The sequence below is a fragment of the Tsuneonella sp. HG222 genome, from assembly GCF_053819185.1.
Window position 1 is genome coordinate 59,484 of sequence record NZ_JBSOQZ010000001.1, and the last position, 16,792, is coordinate 76,275.

Below are 16,792 nucleotides of genomic sequence, written 5' to 3' on the forward strand. Positions count from 1 at the left end.
CAAGCGCGAACGCGCGTCCGGAGCGGGCGCGTAACGGAGTGGAGCGCGTCTAGCGAGGATGCGCCCGCGGAGGCGGGCGCGTAAAGCGAAAAACCCCTAGCCCGGGATGATCGCCGAGGCGGCCTGGCCGTCACCCTCGGGCGCGGCGACGATGGCCTGGGTGGTCGTGCCCTTGTCGACCGTGAAGGTGCCCGCATCGCCGACCGACGAGCGAATGCCCGGGGCGGCGGTGCCGGCGCGGTCGAGCGCGCTGGTTTCGACCGCGCTGCGCGGGGCCGGTCCGCCGAACAGCGCGTCGAGCGCCTGCTGGGCGGCGGTGCCTTCGGCCGGGCGCGGCGCGCCGGGCTGCGGCGGCTCGAGCGAGAAGTCGGGCGGGACGACCAGCGGCGCCTGGCGCTGCACGGCGAACTCGTCGGGCCGGTCGCGGTTCATCAGGCCGCTGCTGCCGCAGGCCGACAACAGCGAAACCGCCACGGCGGCGAGGGCGAAACGGGTGGAAATGCGCATCAAAGGGTCTCCGCGGCATCGCGTGCCGGCTGGGGTTCGGGCTCCGTCGTCGGCTCGGCCGCCTGGGCCGGCGTCTGCGGTTCGGGGGGTTTCTCGCGCATGAACAGCGAGCGGGCAAGAATTATCAACACGCCGATGGTGATCGCCGCATCGGCCACGTTGAAGATCAGGAACGGGCGGAATTCGCCGAAATGAAGGTCCGCGAAGTCGAGCACGTAGCCGAACCGGACGCGGTCGATGATGTTGCCCGCCGCGCCGCCCAGCACCATGCCGAGCGCCAGGATGTCGCCCAGCGCGGTCTCGCGCATCATCCACACCGTCACACCCACCGCGATCGTGGCGGTGACGATGATCAGCAGCAGCTTCATCTCCGGCGTCTGGGCCGACAGCATGCCGAGCGAGACGCCGTAGTTGTGGGTCCGGGTCAGCGCGAAGATCGGCACCAGCGGAATCGAATCGCCCCGCTCCATCGCCAGGTGGACGTGGACGATCCACTTGGTCAGCTGGTCGGCGGCGAAGACCGCGGCGGCGAGGGCGAGCCCGGCGATCCTGCGTGTCGGGGGCGTCATGCGTCTTGCTCCAGTTGGGCGACGGCCGTTTCGCACCGGGCGCACAGCGCGCCGTCCTCGGGCACCTCGGGCAGCAGCCGCCAGCACCGGCCGCACTTGGCATCGTGCGTGCGCGCGACGGTGATCACCCCGCCCTCGCGCCGCACGGGGCCGGAAATGAAAAGTTCGGCCAGGTCGGCGTCGGAAAAGCCGCCGGGCACCATGGCCTCGGGCACGGTCACCCCGGCCTCCAGGCCCGAGCGCACGACCTTGTCGCGCCGCAGGGGCTCGATCGCCTCGGTGACCTTTTCGCGCAAGGCCCGCAGCGCAGCCCAGCGGTCGGCATCGGCGACTGCCGCCGGCACCTCCGGCCATTCGAGCAGGTGGACGCTGCCCGCAGCGGGATAGCGCGTGCCCCACACCTCTTCCGCGGTGAACACCAGCACCGGCGCGGCATAGCGGACCAGCGCGTGGAACAGCGTGTCGAGCGCGGTGCGATAGGCGCGGCGCTTCAGGCTGCCGGGCGCCTCGCAATAGAGGCAGTCCTTGCGGATATCGAAGAAGAACGCCGACAGGTCTTCGTTGGCGAAATCCGACAGCGCGCGGACATAGGCGTTGAAGTCGAAATCGTCGGTCGCCCGGCGCAGCGCGGCGTCGAGCCCGCCCAGCAGCGAGAGGACGTAGCGCTCGAGCTCCGGCATCTCGCCGGGGGCGACGCGCTCGCTCTCGTCGAACCCGTCGAGCGCGCCGAGCAGGTAGCGGAAGGTGTTGCGCAGCTTGCGATACTGGTCGGCCACGCCCTTGAGGATCTCGTCGCCGATGCGATGATCCTCGGTATAGTCGACCGACAGCGCCCACAGCCGCAGGATGTCCGCGCCGTAGACCTGCATCAGCTTGCTCGGGTCGACCGTATTGCCGAGCGACTTGGACATCTTGCGCCCGTCGCTCGCCATGGTGAACCCGTGGGTCAGCACCGCCTCGTAAGGCGCGCGGCCGCGCGTTGCGCAGCTCTCCAGCAGGCTCGACTGGAACCAGCCGCGATGCTGGTCGGACCCTTCGAGATAGAGGTCGGCCGGCCACTTGAGGTCGGGCCAGCGTCCGCTTTCGAGCACGAAGGCGTGGGTCGATCCCGAATCGAACCACACGTCGAGGATGTCGGTCACCCGCTCGTAGTCGTCGAGGGCGTAGTCGGTGCCGAGGATCGCCTGGGCATGGTCCTCGTCCCACCCGTCGACGCCGTGGGTGCGGATGGACTCGACGATGCGCGCGTTGACCGCCGGATCGACCAGGTATTCGCCGGTCTTGCGGTCGACGAACAGCGTGATCGGCACGCCCCAGGCGCGCTGGCGGCTGAGCACCCAGTCGGGCCGCCCCTCGACCATCGAGCCGATGCGGTTGCGGCCTTTCTCGGGCACGAAGCGGGTTTCACCGATGGCCTTCATGGCCTTCTCGCGCAGCGTCCCGCCGTCGCTCGCGCGGTCCATCGGCACGAACCACTGCGGGGTGCAGCGGAAGATGACCTTGGCCTTCGAACGCCACGAGTGCGGGTAGGAGTGCCGGTAGTCGGCGCTCGCCGCCAGCAGTGCGCCGGTCTCGCGCAGGTCCGAGCAGATCGGTCCGTCCGGCGCGTTGAACTTGGGATTGATGACCGAGCCCTGCCCGCCGAGCCAGGCCCAGTCGGCGCGGTACTTGCCGTCACCCTCGACCGCGAACACCGGATTGATGCCATGCGCCTTGCACAGGTCGAAGTCGTCCTCGCCATGGTCGGGCGCCATGTGGACGAGGCCCGTGCCGCTTTCGGTGGTGACGAAGTCGCCGGGGAGGAACGGGCGCGGCGCTGCGAAGAACCCGCCGAGGTGGTGCATCGGGTGCCGGGCGACCGTGCCAGCAAGGTCGGAGCCTTTGCCTTGCCAAAGCTGCGCGAAGACGGTCGTGCCACCGATCTCCCGCGCAAGACGCTCTCCTAAATTGGTGTCGAGCGCATCGGCCACGAGAAAGCGCCCGCCGTTAGCCTCCTCGACCAGCATGTAATCAACCTCCCGCCCGTAAGCCAAAGCCTGGTTCACCGGGATCGTCCACGGCGTGGTCGTCCAGATAACGGCGTGCGCGCCGACGAGTTCGGGGATCGGGCTCTCGACGATCTCGAACGCCACGTCGATCTGGGTCGAGACGATGTCCTCGTACTCGACCTCGGCCTCGGCCAGCGCGGTCTTTTCGACCGGGCTCCACATCACCGGCTTGGCCCCGCGATAGAGCTGGCCGCTCTCGGCGAACTTGAGCAGCTCGGAGACGATGACCGCCTCGCTCTCGAACTGCATCGTCAGGTAGGGATTGTCCCAGTCGCCGCCGATGCCGAGGCGCTTCAGCTGCTCGCGCTGGGTGTCGACCCAATGCTGGGCATAGGCGCGGCACTCGGCGCGGAATTCCTTGCGCGGAACCTCGTCCTTGTTGCGCTTTTCCTTGCGGTACTGCTCCTCGACCTTCCACTCGATCGGCAACCCGTGGCAGTCCCACCCGGGCACATAGGGCGCGTCCTTGCCCAGCAGGGTCTGCGTGCGCACGACCATGTCCTTGAGCACGTGGTTCAGCGCGTGGCCGATGTGCATGTCGCCGTTGGCGTAAGGCGGGCCGTCGTGCAGCACGAACTTTGCGCGGCCCTTGCGGCTCGCGCGGACCTGTTCGTAGATTCCCTCGGCCTGCCAGCGCGCGAGAATGCCCGGCTCCTTCTCGGGAAGGCCGGCCTTCATCGGGAAATCGGTCTTCGGCAGGAAGACCGTCGATCTGTAATCGCGCTGAGGGTTTTCGGGTTCTGACATTTCGGATGGGCCGCTAGCGGATGGCGGCGCTGTAGGAAAGTTTTTCGGCAACAATCCCGTCGTCACCCCCGGCCCCGAGCCGGATCCCGCCCGGCTGACCGTCATCCCGGCGGAAGCCGGGATCGCTTCCGGCATGGCGCCCCGCGCGCCAGCGGTCCCAGCCTTCGCTGGGACGACGTCCAACCCGGATCAGCTCCGGTGCGATGATGGAGCGGCGAGCAATTCCCTGGCCCGCGCGCAATCCTGCTCCATCTGCGCGGTCAGCGCGTCCATCGAAGCGAACTTCGCCTCGGGCCGCAGGAAATGGTGCAGCGCCACCTCGATCTCCTGCCCGTAGAGATCGCCGTCGAAGTCGAAGAAGAAGGGCTCCAGCAGCTCCTTCGGCGGATCGAAGGTGGGCCGCACGCCGATGTTGGCCGCGCCCTGCAGCAGCATGCCGCCGGGCAGCCGGCCGGTGACGGCGTAGATGCCGTAGCGCGGGCGCAGGTAAGTACCGAGTTCCATGTTGGCCGTGGGATAGCCGATCGTCCGCCCGCGCTTGTCGCCGTGGACCACCGGCCCGCGCAGCGCGAACGGGCGGGTCAGCAGGCGCGCGGCCTCCTCGCAGTCGCCGGCCTTGAGCGCGTCGCGGATGCGGCTGGAGCTGACGGCGCGGCCCCCCTGGCCGACAGGTGCGTCCATCACCGGGCCGACCGCGCGCGTCTCGATCCCGCAGGTCGCCCCGACCTCGCGCAGCAGGGCGATGTTGCCGCCGCGCCCCTGGCCGAAGGTGAAGTCCTCGCCCGTCACCACGCCCGCCGCGCCGACATGGGCGCCCAGCAGCCGGGCGACGAAATCCTGCGCCGTGGTCGCCGCCAGCGCGCCGTCGAAATGGAACACCAGCATCGCGTCCGCGCCCGCCGCGGCGAACAGCTCCTGCCGCTGGTCGAGCGTGGTCAGGCGGAAGGGCGGTACCTGCGGGGCGAAGTGGCGCACCGGGTGCGGGTCGAACGTGGCGACGATCGCCGGCCGGCCCTGGCTGCGCGCCCAGTCTACCGCCTCCGCCACCACGGCCTGGTGGCCCAGGTGGAAGCCGTCGAAGTTGCCCAGCGCCACGATCCCGCCGCGCAAGGCATCGGGCACAGGCGCGCGGTGGTCGAGCCGGATCATGCCTTGCGCAAGGTGACGAAGCTGTGCGCCGGCCAGGTGCCGTCCGCCGCGCGGTCCTCGCGCGCGACCTCGACCCAGTGCGCGCCGGGATAGGGCATCGTGGTGTCGCCGGCGGTATCCTCGTGGACCTCGGTCAGTTCGAAGCGCGTGGCGATATCCTCGAACAGCGCGAAGATCTCCGCGCCGCCGATCACCGAGATGTCGCCGCGGCCGGCCAGCTCCAGCGCCTGATCGGCGCTGTGCGCCACTTCGGCGCCCGGCGCGCTCCACGTCCGATCGCGTGTCAGCACGATATGCCGCCGGCCGGGCAGCAGGCCGGGCAGCCCGTCCCAGGTCTTGCGGCCCATGATCATCGGCGTGCCCATCGTGTGCGCCACGAAGCGCTTCAGGTCCTCGCGGATGCGCCAGGGCACCAGCCCGCCGCGCGCGATCACGCCATTGTCGGCCCGCGCGACCACGCAGATCACCTCGCGCCCGGACTGGCGGCCAGGTTCGCGCTCATGCTGCGCGCTCATGCCCAGATCCGGGTGACGTGGCCCATCTTGCGGCCCTCGCGCGGCTCGCCCTTGCCGTAGAGGTGCAGGTGCAGGCCCGGCGTGGCGAGCAGGTCGCCGGCCTTGCCGACGTCGGGGCCGATCAGGTTGTCCATCCGCACGTTGGGGTGGACCAGCGCGGTATCGCCCAGCGGCAGGCCGCAGATCGCGCGCACGTGGTTCTCGAACTGGCTCGTCGCCGCGCCCTCGATCGTCCAGTGGCCCGAGTTGTGGACCCGCGGGGCCATCTCGTTGAAGACCGGCCCGTTGGCGGTGGCGAAGAATTCGCAGGTCATCACCCCGACATAGCCCAGCGCCCCGGCAATGCGCCCGGCCAGAGCGCGCGCGGCGGGGACCTGCGCCTCGATCGCCGGGCCGGCGGGCAGGGTGGAGGTGGCCAGGATGCCGCTGTGGTGGACGTTGCGCGCGCTGTCCCAGAAGCGCACCTCGCCGTCCTGCCCGCGCACCAGGATGACGGAGAACTCGTGCTCGAAGCGCACGAGGCCCTCGTAGATCAGTCCGCTACCCGGAAGGCGCAGGCCCTGCGCCTCGCGCGCGCTCTCGATCCGCCACTGGCCCTTGCCGTCGTATCCGTCGCGCCGGGTCTTGAGGATGCCGGGCGTGCCGATCCGCTCGATCGCGGCGAGAAGGTCCTCCATCGAATCGACCGCCGCGTGCGGGGCTACCGTGCCGCCCTGGCTTTCGCAGAAGGCCTTTTCGTGCAGCCGGTCCTGCGCCACCTCCAGCGCGCGGGCGGAGGGGAACAGCTTTTCCGCCGGGATCGCCGCCGTCACGGCGCCGACCGGCACGTTCTCGAACTCGTAGGTCAGCACGTCGCACTGCGCGGCGAACGCGGCGAGCGCGTTGCGGTCGGCCCACTGGGCGCAGGTGAAGCCCGCCGCCACGGCGGCCACGCCGCTGTCCTCGTTGGGGTCGAAGCCGTGGCAGCGATAGCCGAGCTGCGCCGCCGCCATCGCCAGCATGCGCCCGAGCTGGCCGCCGCCCAGGATGCCGATCGTGCTGCCGGGGGGGAGCATCAATCCGCGGGCGTCTCGGCCACCGCCGCGGTCCGCGCAGCGCGCCAGGCCTGCAGGCGCTGCGAGAGATCGGGGTCGGACAGCGCGAGGATCGCGGCGGCGAGCAGCCCGGCGTTGGTCGCCCCGGCCTCGCCGATCGCCAGCGTGCCGGTGGGCACCCCGGCCGGCATCTGCACGATCGACAGCAGGCTATCGAGGCCCGACATCGCTTTCGACTGCACCGGCACGCCCAGCACCGGCAGGTGGGTCAGCGCGCTGATCATGCCCGGCAGGTGCGCCGCGCCGCCGGCGCCCGCGATGATGACCTTGAAGCCCTCCGCCGCCGCGCCCTTGCCGAAGGCGAACATGCGTTCCGGCGTGCGGTGGGCCGAAATGATGCGCGCGTCGTAGATAACGTCGATTTCATCGAGCACGGCGGCGACGAATTTCATCGTCGCCCAGTCGGACTGGCTGCCCATGACGATGGCTACGTCTGCCATGTTAGCGGTCCTTCAGGTAATGCCGTTCGCCCGGCGCCATGTCCTCGCCGAAGTCGTAGACGATCGGCTGCCCGGTGGGAATCTCCAGCCCGGTGATGTCCGCATCCGAGATGCCCGACAGGTGCTTGACCAGCGCGCGCAGCGAATTGCCGTGCGCCGAGACGATCACCGTCTCCCCGGCGGCGAGCTGCGGCACGATCGTGCTTTCGAAGTACGGCAGCACGCGCTCGATGGTCAGCTTCAGGCTCTCGGCGGACGGGATCGCGATGCCGGCATAACGCGGGTCGGCCGACAGGTCGAACTCGCCGCCGGCCTCGAGCACGGGGGGCGGGATGTCGAAGCTGCGGCGCCAGACCTTGACCTGCTCGTCGCCGTGCCGCGCGGCGGTCTCCGCCTTGTCGAGACCGGTCAGCCCGCCGTAGTGCCGCTCGTTGAGCCGCCAGTCCTTGGTCTCCGGGATCCACAGCCGCCCGCAGGCCTCCAGCGCAAGGTGCAGCGTCTTGATCGCGCGGGTCTGCAGCGAGGTATAGGCGACCGTCGGCAGCACGCCCCTGGCGGCCAGCAGCTCGCCCGCGGCCAGCGCTTCCGCCACGCCCTTGTCGGTCAGGTCCACGTCCCACCAGCCGGTGAAGCGGTTTTCCAGGTTCCACTGGCTCTGGCCGTGGCGGACGAGGATCAGGGTCGGCACTGCGATGGCTCCTTCGGCGGGAGCGCTGGGCCCTAGCTGCCCGATTCGCCTTTGGAAAGACCGGTGGCCGGAGGCTTTTCTTGGGCCGCGCCAAGCGCACCGGCCTGCTCGCGCGCCTGGGCCTTGCGGCGGCGCAGGTTCTCGCGCAGCTTGGCCGCCAGCCGCTCCTCGCGCGATTGCCTGTCTTCGCCTGCCATCGGCGCCGCCTGCCGCACCCGCGAACGCTTGACAAGAGCGCCCGCACGGCTAAGGCGCGCGGCTTCCCGGAGCGCTGCTGTAGCTCAGTGGTAGAGCACACCCTTGGTAAGGGTGAGGCCGAGAGTTCAATCCTCTCCAGCAGCACCATTTTTCCGGCGAACCTGCCGCTCGCTACATGAGGTTCGCCGGGAGGGGCTCCCCCCAAAGCCTGCCGCTTTGCTCACCGGATTCGCCTCTGCCGGGGGCTTGCCTCGCGGGCCGTCCTATCAATATAAGACACCGATGGATGGGGGCACCGAACAGCTCGAGCAGGAGCGGCAGGGCGCGCTGACGCCGCTGCATCCCAACCACGTCAAGCTGCTGCGCGTGCAGGCCGCGATCATGGCCTTGCCGCTGGCCGTCGGCGCGCTGGTGCTGGAGACTGCCGATCTGCTTCCGACCGGCGCGTTCCTGGTGCCGATCGCCCTGCTCGTCGCCTGGCTGGTGATCCGTGCGCCGCTGCGCCGCCACTACGCGCGCGGCTACGACATGGCGGCCGACCGGCTGCGCGTGGTGCGTGGGCTGCTGTTCCGCAGCGACACCGTGGTGCCGTTCGGCCGGGTGCAGCACATCGACATCGCGCGCGGCCCGCTCGAACGCTATTTCGGACTTTCCACGCTGGTCCTGCACACCGCCGGCACGCACAACGCCTCGATCCTGCTGCCCGGCCTAGGCGAGCATGACGCGGTCGCCATGCGCGAGGTCATCCGCGAGAAGATCGCCGCGGCGGCGCGATGACCAATCCCGTCCCCGACGCTGCCCGCCGCACCGATCCGCGGGGTTTCGTCGTCTCGGGCCTCACGGCGCTGCTGCGCGGCGGGGTGCCCGCCATTGCCGCGCTGATCGGCACCGGCACACTGGCGATGGGGCTGCTGGTCATCGTCCCGGCGGCGGTCGCGCTGCTGGGCTTCAGCTTCGGCGTGGCCTGGCTGAAGTGGCGCCGGCTGACCTACGCCACGGGCGCCGACAACATCCGTGTGGAACACGGGCTGCTCAGCCGCCATGCGCGCGCCGTGCCCTACGACCGGATCCAGGACGTCAGCCTGGAGCAGAAGCTGATCCCCCGGCTGTTCGGCCTGGCCGAGGTGCGCTTCGAGACGGGCGCCGGCGGCAAGGACGAGATCACGCTCGCCTATCTCTCGCTGCCCGAGGCGGACCGGCTACGCGAACTGGTACGCGACCGCAAGGCGGGGGTGCAGGGCGAGGCAGCGGCGCCGCCGGTCGAGGCGGAAGCCGCCGCCCCGCTGCTCTTCGCGATGGACAACCGCCGGGTGTTGACCTTCGGGCTGTTCGAGTTTTCGCTGGTGATCTTCGCGGTGCTGCTGGGCGCGGCGCAGCAGTTCGAATTCCTCCTGCCGTTCGAGGTATGGGACTGGAAGGCCTGGCGCGCGTTCGGCGCCGCGCACCAGCACGATCTCGATTTCCTCGCCGCCAGTGCGCAGGCGGTGGCGATCGTCGCGGCCGTCGCCGGGGTGCTCGCCGTGGCCGCGCTCGGCGTGCTGACCGGCGTGGTGCGCACCTTCGTGCGCGAATACGGCTTCCGGCTGGAACGGACCGACAAGGGCTTCCGCCGCCGCCGCGGCCTGTTTACCCGGACCGACGTGGTCATGCCGGTCGCCCGGGTCCAGGCGGCCAGGGTCCACACCCGCCTGCTGCGCCGCAGGTTCGGCTGGCACGGCCTCAGCTTCGTCAGCCTGGCGAGCGATGCCAAGTCGGCCAGTCACGCCGTCGCGCCCTTTGCCCGGCTGGACGAGATCGAACCGATCGCCGCCGAGGCCGGCTTCGCCTTGCCGAGGCCGGAGACCGACTGGCACCGCGCCAGCCCGGCCTATGCGACCGACCGCGCGGCCCTGCTGCTGGTTCCCGGCGTCGTGGCCATCGGCGCGGCCCTGCTGGCGGGTATTCCGCTGCTCGCCGTGGCGATCGCGGCGCTTGCCACGCTGGTTGCGCTGGCGCGCCTGCTCGCCTGGCGCCACGCGTTCCATGCCGTGGACGGGGACATGATCATGGCGCGCCGCGGCTGGCTCGCGCCCAGCCTCGACATCGGCCGCCAGCTCAAGATCCAGTCGGTCGAGATCGCCCAAGGACCGCTCGCCCGGCGGCGCGGCTATGCCACGGTCCACTTCGGCGTCGCGGGCGGAGCACTGGCTTTCCACGGCGTCGCCACGCAGGATGCACGGCGGATCGCTCGCGCCACGATCGACCAGGCGGCCTCGGTCGACTTTTCCGCCCTGCCGCGCTGACGGCCGGGCCCGGAGTCAGCTCGGCAGTTCGGCGCGCAGGTCGGCCCATTCCGGATGGCGGCGAAACGCCGCTTCCACGTAGCTGCAGCTCGGCTCGACCTTGAAGCCTTCCTTGCGCGCATCCTCGATCAGGGCGTCGACCAGCGCGGCGGCGATGCCCTTGCCCCGCGCTTCCTGCGGCACGTAGGTATGGTTGGCGATCCGCGTATCGCCGCGGGCGACCCAGGTGAGTTCCGCCTCGCGCGAGGTGCCGGGGACGGGCGCCTTGTAGGCACCATGGGTGGTTTCGTTCTCGCGGGTGACGGCGATGCTGTCGGCCATGGAATCAAGTCTCCTTCTTGCCACGAACCCGCGGCGGGCTAAGGGCGTTCCCATGCAGTTCCTGTCCGACAACGCGGCGAGTGTCCACCCGGCCGTCTGGGCCGCGATGCGCGATGCCGACGCCGCCGATTCGCCCTACGACACCGACCGGATCTCGGCCGAGCTGGACGACCGCTTCGCGCAGGTCTTCAACCGCGAGGTGACGGTGCTGTGGGTCGCGACGGGGACGGCGGCCAACTGCCTCGCGCTGTCGGCGCTGTGCCCGCCGCACGGGGGGGTGATCTGCCACCGCGAGGCGCACATCGAGATGGACGAGGGCGGCGCCCCGGGGTTCTATCTCCACGGCGCCAAGCTGCTGCTGGCCGATGGCGACCACGCCAAGCTGGCGCCCGAGGCGATCGCCGATCTGGTCGGCCGAATCCGCAACCCGCACGACGTTCATCAGGTTCACCCGCACGCGATCTCGATCACCCAGGCCAGCGAGTACGGCTGCGTCTACACGCCGGGCGAGCTTGCCAAAATCGACATGGTCGCGGGCGAGCACGGGCTGAAGCTGCACATGGACGGCGCGCGTTTCGCCAACGCGGTTATCCACGTCGGGCGGCCGGCGGCCGAAGTGGCCGGCCCGGTCGATGCGCTCAGCTTCGGCTTCACCAAGAACGGCGGCATGAACGCCGAGGCGATCGTGTTCTTCGAGCCGGCGCTGGCCGATACGATCCGCTTCCGCCGCAAGCGCGCGGGGCACCTGCAGAGCAAGGGCCGGTTCCTGTCCGCCCAACTGCTGGCGATGCTGGGCGGCGACGTCTGGCTGCACAATGCCGAGGCCGCCAATGCCGCGGCGCGGGCGATCGCCGAGGATGCGGGCGAGCGGCTGCTGCACCCGGTGCAGGCCAACGAGGTGTTCCTGGCCTGCACGGCGGCCGAGCGCGAGGCGCTGCGCGCACAGGGCTTCGCGTTCTACGACTGGGGCCGCGACGCCGCTCGCTTCGTCGCCTCGTGGGACAGTCGCGAGGACCACGCGCGTGCGCTGGGCAGGGCCATCGCCGGTCTATGAGCGAACCCGCCCCGCCGCACGCGCTGCTGCGGCCGCGCGTCGCGCTCCCGTTCCTGGCCATCGCGCTGATCTGGGGCTCGACGTGGTTCGTGATCACCGGGCAGATCGCCGACGTTCCGCCCGCCTGGTCGGTCGCCTACCGCTTCCTCATCGCCACCCCGGCGATGGTGGCGCTGGCGCTGGCCCGGGGCACCCGCATGGCCATGCCGTGGCGCGTGCACCTGCTGGCGATGCTGGTCGGGTTCTTCCAGTTCTGCGGCAACTACAACCTGGTCTATCCGGCCGAACTGCACCTCACCTCGGGCATCGTGGCGGTGATGATCGGGCTGATGATCGTGCCCAACGCGGTGCTCGGCAGCGTGGTCCTGGGCCAACCGATTACGCTCCGCTTCGCGCTCGGCAGCGTGGTCGCCATAGCCGGCATCCTGCTGCTACTGGCCAACGAGGCGCGCACCGTGCGGATCGGCGGCGACGTAGCGCTGGGCGCCTGGCTGGGCATCGGCGCGATGCTGGCCGCCTCGATCTCGAACATCGCGCAGGCCAATGCCACCGGCCGCTCTGTCCCGCTGCTGGCGCTCATTTCCTGGTCCATGCTCTACGGCACGGTGATCGACATCGTTCTGGCCTTCGCGCTGCACGGGCCGCCGGTACTGCCCACGAACGGCGCGTTCTGGGCCGGCACCGCCTATCTCGCAATCATGGGCTCGGTGGTGACCTTCCCGCTCTACTACACGCTGATCCGCGAGATCGGCGCCGGCCGGGCGGCCTATCACAACGTCCTGGTGGTGGTCATCGCCATGGTCATCTCGACCCTGCTCGAAGGCTATCGCTGGTCCGCGCTGGCGGTGGCCGGCGCGGTGCTGGCGCTGGCCGGGCTGATCGTCGCGCTCAGGGCGAAGAGCGTCTGAGGCAATCGAGCAGGCCTTCGCGATAGGTCGGAAACTTGGGCCGCCAGCCCAGCACCCGCTTCGCCTTGCCGTTCGCGACCCGCCGGTTCTCGGCATAGAACCCGCGCGCCATCGGCGAGAGGGCGGCCTCATCGAGCGTCAGAAGCGGGGGCGGGGCCAGGCCGAGCAGGCGGCTGGCCTCCTCGATCACGGCATTCTGCGAACAGGGATGTTCGTCGGCGAGGTTGAACGCCCCGGGCGGCGAATCGAGCGCTAGGTTCACCCCGGCCGCGATGTCCTCGACATGTACCCGGCTGAAGACCTGGCCGGGCAGGTCGATCCGGTGAGCCTTTCCGGCGCGCACCCGTTCCAGCGCGCTGCGGCCCGGCCCGTAGATCCCCGGCAGGCGAAAGACGCGCGCCCCACGCGCCAGCCAGGCGGCATCGCAGGTCGCGCGGGCCGAGCGGCGACCCGTGCCGACCGGCGCGCTCTCGTCCACCCACGCCCCGGCAGCATCGCCGTAGACCCCGGTGGACGACAGGTAGCCAAGCCACTGGGAGTGCAGCAGACTTCCGTAGCGGGCGAGCACCGGATCGGTCTCGCCATCGGGCGGGACGGAGGACAGGACGTGGCTCGACACCGCCAGCGCAGCCTCGACCCCGGCCTCGTCGTCGAACGCCAGGTCCCCGTCGCGCCCCGTCGCCGCAACGCTCCAGCCCTTGCGTTCCAGCGAAGCCTTGATGCGCTTCGCAGAATAGCCCAGTCCGAATATGAACATTTGCGCCACGGCCGCGTTCTAGCCGCAACACCGCTTTGAGGAAGACCGAAAACCCCATGGACATCGCCCGCACGCCCTCGTCCCCCGACGGCAATACCCAGATGGCCGACGCGCCGCCCGTCTCGCCGCAGGAACCCGCGATCATCCGCCGCGCGGACTACCAGCCCTATCCCTGGCGCGTGCCGCAGGTGGCGCTCGATTTCCGGCTGGGGGTGAGCAAGACGCGCGTCCGCTCCACTCTGTCGGTCGAGCGCAACACCGATGCCGCGCCCGCCAACGAGCTGCGACTCGACGGCGACGGGCTCACGGCAGTCGAGGTCACGGTCGACGGCGAGGCGATCAATTCCTGGACGATGGACGGGTCCGAGCTGGTCGTGCCGCTGCCCGGCGAGAGCCACGAGGTTTCGATCGTCACCGAGATCGATCCGGCCGCCAACAGCCAGTTGATGGGCCTCTATGCCTCGGGCGGGATGCTGTGCACCCAGTGCGAGGCGGAGGGCTTCCGACGTATCACCTTCTTCCCCGACCGGCCCGACGTGCTGTCGACCTACAAGGTGCGCATGGAAGGCCCGCGGGCCGAGTTCCCGGTCCTCCTGTCGAACGGCAACAATGTCGCCAACGGCGTGGCGGACGACGGAACGCACTGGGCCGAATGGCATGATCCCTGGCCCAAGCCGAGCTACCTGTTCGCGCTCGTCGCCGGACAGCTGGTGGCCAACAAGGACACCTTCACCACGATGAGTGGGCGCAAGGTCGAGCTCGCCATCTGGGTGCGCGAAGAGGACCTGTCGCGCACCGATCACGCGATGGAATCGCTGATCAAGTCGATGAAATGGGACGAGGAGGCGTTCGGCCGCGAGTACGATCTCGACGTGTTCAATATCGTCGCGGTCAGCGACTTCAACATGGGCGCGATGGAGAACAAGAGCCTCAACGTCTTCAACACCAAGTACGTCCTGGCCGACACCGAGACCGCGACCGACGGCGACTACGATGCGATCGAGGGCGTGATCGGTCACGAGTACTTCCACAACTGGTCGGGCAACCGGATCACCTGCCGCGACTGGTTCCAGCTGAGCCTGAAGGAAGGCTTCACCGTGCTGCGCGACCAGCTGTTCAGCCAGGACATGAACTCCGCGCCGGTCAAGCGGATCGAGGACGTGCGGATCCTGCGCAGCGTCCAGTTTCCCGAGGATTCGGGCCCGCTGGCGCACCCGATCCGGCCCGACAGCTACCAGGAGATCTCGAACTTCTACACCGCCACGATTTACAACAAGGGTGCCGAGGTCATCCGCATGATGCGCACGATGGCCGGGCCCGAGCGGTTCCGCCGCGGCACCGATCTCTACTTCGACCGGCACGACGGCGAGGCCGCCACCTGCGAGGATTTCGTCCGGTCGATCGAGGACGGCGCCGGGCTCGATCTCGGCCAGTTCCGCCGCTGGTACGAGCAGGCCGGGACTCCCCGCGTCACCGTCACGACCGAACTGAGCGGCGATACAGCGACACTCACGCTCGAGCAGATCGTGCCGCCAACGCCCGAGCAGCCGGCCAAGGAGCCGATGCCGATCCCATTGCGCATCGCCCTGTTCGACCGCGAGAGCGGTCGCCACAAGGGCGAGGAACTGGTCATCCTGACCGAGGCCAGGCAGAGCTTCGCCTTCGAAGGCTTCACGCAGCCGCCCGTCCTGTCGATCAACCGCGGCTTCTCCGCCCCGGTGACGATCGAGCGCGAGGTGTCGGATGACGACCTCGTCTTCCTCGCCGCCAACGACGACGATCCCTTTGCCCGCTACGAGGCGATGCAGGACCTGGTCGTCGGCCACCTGCGCGGCGTGCTGTCGGGCTCGACCGACGAGGCGGGGCGCGACGCCGGGCGCCAGGCGATCGGCCAGGCGGTGCGCTCGGTGCTTGCCGACAGCCAGCTCGACGACCTGATGCGCGGCGAACTGCTGGTCCTGCCCGGCGAGACCTACCTGTCCGAACAGATGCTCGTCGCCGATCCGGGCGCGATCCATGCCGAACGCGAAGGGCTCAAGGCCTGGCTCGGCAGCACGCTGGAGAGCGAATTCGTCCAGCTGCACGAACGTGCCGTGGCGGTCGGTGGCGGCATGTCGCCCGAGGCCAAGGGCGCCCGCAAGCTCAAGACGCTGGCCTTGGCCTTCCTGTCCGCCGGCAATCCGCAGCGCGCGGCGACGATGGCGGCGGCGCAGTACGATGCGGCCGACAACATGACCGACCGGCAGGGTGCGCTCATGGTCCTGTCGGGGCTGCCGGGTCCGGAGCGGACGCACAAGCTGCTGGACTTCTACAACCGCTTCAAGGGCAACGCCCTGGTCATCGACAAGTGGTTCGCCATCCAGGCAAGCTCGCTGCACCCCTCGGTGCTCGAACACGTCAAGGCGCTGGCCGGACATCCGGACTTCACGCTCAAGAACCCCAACCGCGCGCGTTCGCTCTACATGCCGTTCACCGGAACGGCGCTGGGTTTCCACGCGGCCGACGGGGCGGGGTACAAGCTGATCGCCGACCTGATCCTGGCGCTCGATCCGATCAACCCGCAGACCGCGGCGCGCTTCGTCTCGCCGCTCGGCCGCTGGCGGCGGATCGAACCGGGCCGCTCGGCGCTGATGAAGGGGGAGCTCGAACGGATCGCGGCGGCCGGCAACCTCAGCCGCGACACCTACGAGCAGGTCACCCGCAGCCTTGGCTGACGAGCCCGTCGAGGCGATCCGCTCCGATCTGCTGGCCGGGATCCCGCACGGGTTCCTCGGCCGCAGGGGCGGGGTGTCGGAAGGCGTCGTCGCGGGGCTGGACATGGGCGCGCGCGGAATGGACCCCGGCGACCCGCGCATGGCGCCGGTGGTCGAGAACCGGCGGCGCGGGGTCGAGGCGGTATTGCCGGGCGCGCGGCTCGTCACCGTCTACCAGGTTCATTCGCCCGATTGCTTGGTCGCCGGGGACTGGGCCGAATCGGACCGGCCGCAGGCCGACGCGCTGGTGACCGACCGGCCCGGGCTCCTGCTCGGCATCCTCACCGCCGACTGCGCGCCGGTGCTGCTGGCCGATCGCCGGGCCGGCATCGTCGGCGCGGCCCATGCGGGCTGGCGCGGGGCGCACGGCGGGGTGCTGGAGCACACGGTCGAGGCGATGGAAGCGATCGGCGCCCACCGCGAGGACATCGTCGCCGCGATCGGCCCGGCCATCGCGCTGGAAAGCTACGAGGTCGACGACGGCTTTCGCGCGAAGTTCACCCTCGCCGACGGGCGGTTCTTCGCGCCGGGGCGCCCGGGGCACTGGTTCTTCGACCTCGAAAGGTACGCCGAAGCGCGGCTCGACGCGGCGGGCGTGGGACAGGTCGACCGCCTGGGACTGGACACCTACGCCGACGAAGCGCGGTTCTTTTCCTATCGCCGGGCGACCCATCGCGCAGAGCCCGACTACGGCCGCCAGATATCGCTGATCGGCCCTCCGGGCTGACCGCAAATCCCCGCTGTTGAACTTGCCCAAAATGC

General features: G+C 70.0%; 17 protein-coding genes and 1 tRNA gene. 7 read left to right on the plus strand and 11 right to left on the minus strand.

Translation table 11 applies throughout. The features are described from left to right. Nucleotides 1-96 precede the first annotated feature (96 nt). From ACWPMZ_RS00245 to ACWPMZ_RS00285, 9 genes are all read right to left on the minus strand, one after another. Complete coding sequence (locus ACWPMZ_RS00245; protein WP_455702026.1) at nt 97-507, minus strand: DUF3035 domain-containing protein; 411 nt, start codon at nt 505-507, stop codon at nt 97-99. Beyond that, complete coding sequence (lspA, locus tag ACWPMZ_RS00250) at nt 507-1,076, minus strand: signal peptidase II (RefSeq protein WP_455702027.1); 570 nt, start codon at nt 1,074-1,076, stop codon at nt 507-509. The genes ACWPMZ_RS00245 and lspA overlap by 1 nt, the downstream gene beginning before the upstream one ends. Continuing rightward, the gene (gene ileS / locus ACWPMZ_RS00255; RefSeq protein WP_455702028.1) at nt 1,073-3,871 is read right to left on the minus strand and encodes an isoleucine--tRNA ligase; all 2,799 of its coding nucleotides are present in this window, start codon (nt 3,869-3,871) and stop codon (nt 1,073-1,075) included. The genes lspA and ileS overlap by 4 nt, the downstream gene beginning before the upstream one ends. A 189-nt stretch (nt 3,872-4,060) precedes the next feature. After that, nucleotides 4,061-5,020 (minus strand): bifunctional riboflavin kinase/FAD synthetase, encoded by a 960-nt coding sequence (locus ACWPMZ_RS00260; protein WP_455702029.1) that lies wholly within the window; start codon nt 5,018-5,020, stop codon nt 4,061-4,063. Further along, the gene (locus ACWPMZ_RS00265; RefSeq protein WP_455702030.1) at nt 5,017-5,535 is read right to left on the minus strand and encodes a dihydrofolate reductase; all 519 of its coding nucleotides are present in this window, start codon (nt 5,533-5,535) and stop codon (nt 5,017-5,019) included. Before ACWPMZ_RS00265 ends, ACWPMZ_RS00260 begins: the two co-directional genes overlap by 4 nt. Beyond that, complete coding sequence (locus ACWPMZ_RS00270; RefSeq protein WP_455704146.1) at nt 5,532-6,590, minus strand: 5-(carboxyamino)imidazole ribonucleotide synthase; 1,059 nt, start codon at nt 6,588-6,590, stop codon at nt 5,532-5,534. The genes ACWPMZ_RS00265 and ACWPMZ_RS00270 overlap by 4 nt, the downstream gene beginning before the upstream one ends. Continuing rightward, entirely contained in the window at nt 6,590-7,069 is a 480-nt protein-coding gene (gene purE / locus ACWPMZ_RS00275; protein WP_455702031.1) for a 5-(carboxyamino)imidazole ribonucleotide mutase, read from the minus strand. Before purE ends, ACWPMZ_RS00270 begins: the two co-directional genes overlap by 1 nt. 1 nt (nt 7,070) lies before the next feature. Continuing rightward, nucleotides 7,071-7,757: a 2,3-diphosphoglycerate-dependent phosphoglycerate mutase gene (gene gpmA, locus ACWPMZ_RS00280; protein ID WP_455702032.1), complete on the minus strand. Its 687-nt coding sequence runs from the start codon at nt 7,755-7,757 to the stop codon at nt 7,071-7,073. 32 nt (nt 7,758-7,789) lie between these two features. Continuing rightward, the gene (locus ACWPMZ_RS00285; protein WP_455702033.1) at nt 7,790-7,954 is read right to left on the minus strand and encodes a hypothetical protein; all 165 of its coding nucleotides are present in this window, start codon (nt 7,952-7,954) and stop codon (nt 7,790-7,792) included. 73 nt (nt 7,955-8,027) lie between these two features. On the opposite strand from ACWPMZ_RS00285, the gene ACWPMZ_RS00290 reads away from it, so the two are divergent. From ACWPMZ_RS00290 to ACWPMZ_RS00300, 3 genes are all read left to right on the plus strand, one after another. After that, a tRNA-Thr gene (locus tag ACWPMZ_RS00290) sits at nt 8,028-8,102 on the plus strand. A gap of 135 nt (nt 8,103-8,237) precedes the next feature. Beyond that, complete coding sequence (locus ACWPMZ_RS00295; RefSeq protein WP_455702034.1) at nt 8,238-8,732, plus strand: PH domain-containing protein; 495 nt, start codon at nt 8,238-8,240, stop codon at nt 8,730-8,732. Further along, nucleotides 8,729-10,237: a PH domain-containing protein gene (locus ACWPMZ_RS00300; RefSeq protein WP_455702035.1), complete on the plus strand. Its 1,509-nt coding sequence runs from the start codon at nt 8,729-8,731 to the stop codon at nt 10,235-10,237. Before ACWPMZ_RS00295 ends, ACWPMZ_RS00300 begins: the two co-directional genes overlap by 4 nt. 15 nt (nt 10,238-10,252) lie before the next feature. Here the strand turns inward: ACWPMZ_RS00300 and ACWPMZ_RS00305 are convergent, their stop codons facing one another. After that, nucleotides 10,253-10,558, minus strand: a complete 306-nt coding sequence (locus ACWPMZ_RS00305; protein WP_455702036.1) for a GNAT family N-acetyltransferase — start codon at nt 10,556-10,558, stop codon at nt 10,253-10,255. A gap of 52 nt (nt 10,559-10,610) precedes the next feature. Here ACWPMZ_RS00305 and ACWPMZ_RS00310 point away from each other — a divergent pair, with 52 nt between their 5' ends. After that, complete coding sequence (locus ACWPMZ_RS00310) at nt 10,611-11,612, plus strand: threonine aldolase family protein (RefSeq protein WP_455702037.1); 1,002 nt, start codon at nt 10,611-10,613, stop codon at nt 11,610-11,612. Continuing rightward, a complete protein-coding gene (locus ACWPMZ_RS00315; RefSeq protein WP_455702038.1) occupies nt 11,609-12,520 on the plus strand; it encodes a DMT family transporter in 912 nt (303 codons plus the stop codon). The genes ACWPMZ_RS00310 and ACWPMZ_RS00315 overlap by 4 nt, the downstream gene beginning before the upstream one ends. Here the strand turns inward: ACWPMZ_RS00315 and ACWPMZ_RS00320 are convergent. Further along, nucleotides 12,501-13,286 carry an SDR family NAD(P)-dependent oxidoreductase gene (locus tag ACWPMZ_RS00320; protein WP_455702039.1) on the minus strand — a complete coding sequence of 262 codons (786 nt, stop codon included), beginning with the start codon at nt 13,284-13,286 and terminating at the stop codon, nt 12,501-12,503. The two genes, ACWPMZ_RS00315 and ACWPMZ_RS00320, sit on opposite strands and share 20 nt — an antisense overlap. Before the next feature lie 47 nt (nt 13,287-13,333). Here ACWPMZ_RS00320 and pepN point away from each other — a divergent pair, with 47 nt between their 5' ends. Together pepN and pgeF are read left to right on the plus strand one after the other, a co-directional pair. Next, complete coding sequence (gene pepN, locus ACWPMZ_RS00325) at nt 13,334-15,991, plus strand: aminopeptidase N (RefSeq protein ID WP_455702040.1); 2,658 nt, start codon at nt 13,334-13,336, stop codon at nt 15,989-15,991. Next, nucleotides 15,984-16,757: a peptidoglycan editing factor PgeF gene (gene pgeF, locus ACWPMZ_RS00330; RefSeq protein WP_455702041.1), complete on the plus strand. Its 774-nt coding sequence runs from the start codon at nt 15,984-15,986 to the stop codon at nt 16,755-16,757. The genes pepN and pgeF overlap by 8 nt, the downstream gene beginning before the upstream one ends. Nucleotides 16,758-16,792 lie beyond the last annotated feature (35 nt).

What these genes read in the sequence shown, in the direction of transcription:
- ACWPMZ_RS00245 (WP_455702026.1), bottom strand. Translation starts at nt 507, where the DNA reads ATGCGCATTTCCACCCGTTTCGCCCTCGCCGCCGTGGCGGTTTCGCTG.
- lspA (WP_455702027.1), bottom strand. Translation starts at nt 1,076, where the DNA reads ATGACGCCCCCGACACGCAGGATCGCCGGGCTCGCCCTCGCCGCCGCG.
- ileS (WP_455702028.1), bottom strand. Translation starts at nt 3,871, where the DNA reads ATGTCAGAACCCGAAAACCCTCAGCGCGATTACAGATCGACGGTCTTC.
- ACWPMZ_RS00260 (WP_455702029.1), bottom strand. Translation starts at nt 5,020, where the DNA reads ATGATCCGGCTCGACCACCGCGCGCCTGTGCCCGATGCCTTGCGCGGC.
- ACWPMZ_RS00265 (WP_455702030.1), bottom strand. Translation starts at nt 5,535, where the DNA reads ATGAGCGCGCAGCATGAGCGCGAACCTGGCCGCCAGTCCGGGCGCGAG.
- ACWPMZ_RS00270 (WP_455704146.1), bottom strand. Translation starts at nt 6,590, where the DNA reads ATGCTCCCCCCCGGCAGCACGATCGGCATCCTGGGCGGCGGCCAGCTC.
- purE (WP_455702031.1), bottom strand. Translation starts at nt 7,069, where the DNA reads ATGGCAGACGTAGCCATCGTCATGGGCAGCCAGTCCGACTGGGCGACG.
- ACWPMZ_RS00285 (WP_455702033.1), bottom strand. Translation starts at nt 7,954, where the DNA reads ATGGCAGGCGAAGACAGGCAATCGCGCGAGGAGCGGCTGGCGGCCAAG.
- ACWPMZ_RS00295 (WP_455702034.1), top strand. Translation starts at nt 8,238, where the DNA reads ATGGATGGGGGCACCGAACAGCTCGAGCAGGAGCGGCAGGGCGCGCTG.
- ACWPMZ_RS00300 (WP_455702035.1), top strand. Translation starts at nt 8,729, where the DNA reads ATGACCAATCCCGTCCCCGACGCTGCCCGCCGCACCGATCCGCGGGGT.
- ACWPMZ_RS00305 (WP_455702036.1), bottom strand. Translation starts at nt 10,558, where the DNA reads ATGGCCGACAGCATCGCCGTCACCCGCGAGAACGAAACCACCCATGGT.
- ACWPMZ_RS00310 (WP_455702037.1), top strand. Translation starts at nt 10,611, where the DNA reads ATGCAGTTCCTGTCCGACAACGCGGCGAGTGTCCACCCGGCCGTCTGG.
- ACWPMZ_RS00315 (WP_455702038.1), top strand. Translation starts at nt 11,609, where the DNA reads ATGAGCGAACCCGCCCCGCCGCACGCGCTGCTGCGGCCGCGCGTCGCG.
- pepN (WP_455702040.1), top strand. Translation starts at nt 13,334, where the DNA reads ATGGACATCGCCCGCACGCCCTCGTCCCCCGACGGCAATACCCAGATG.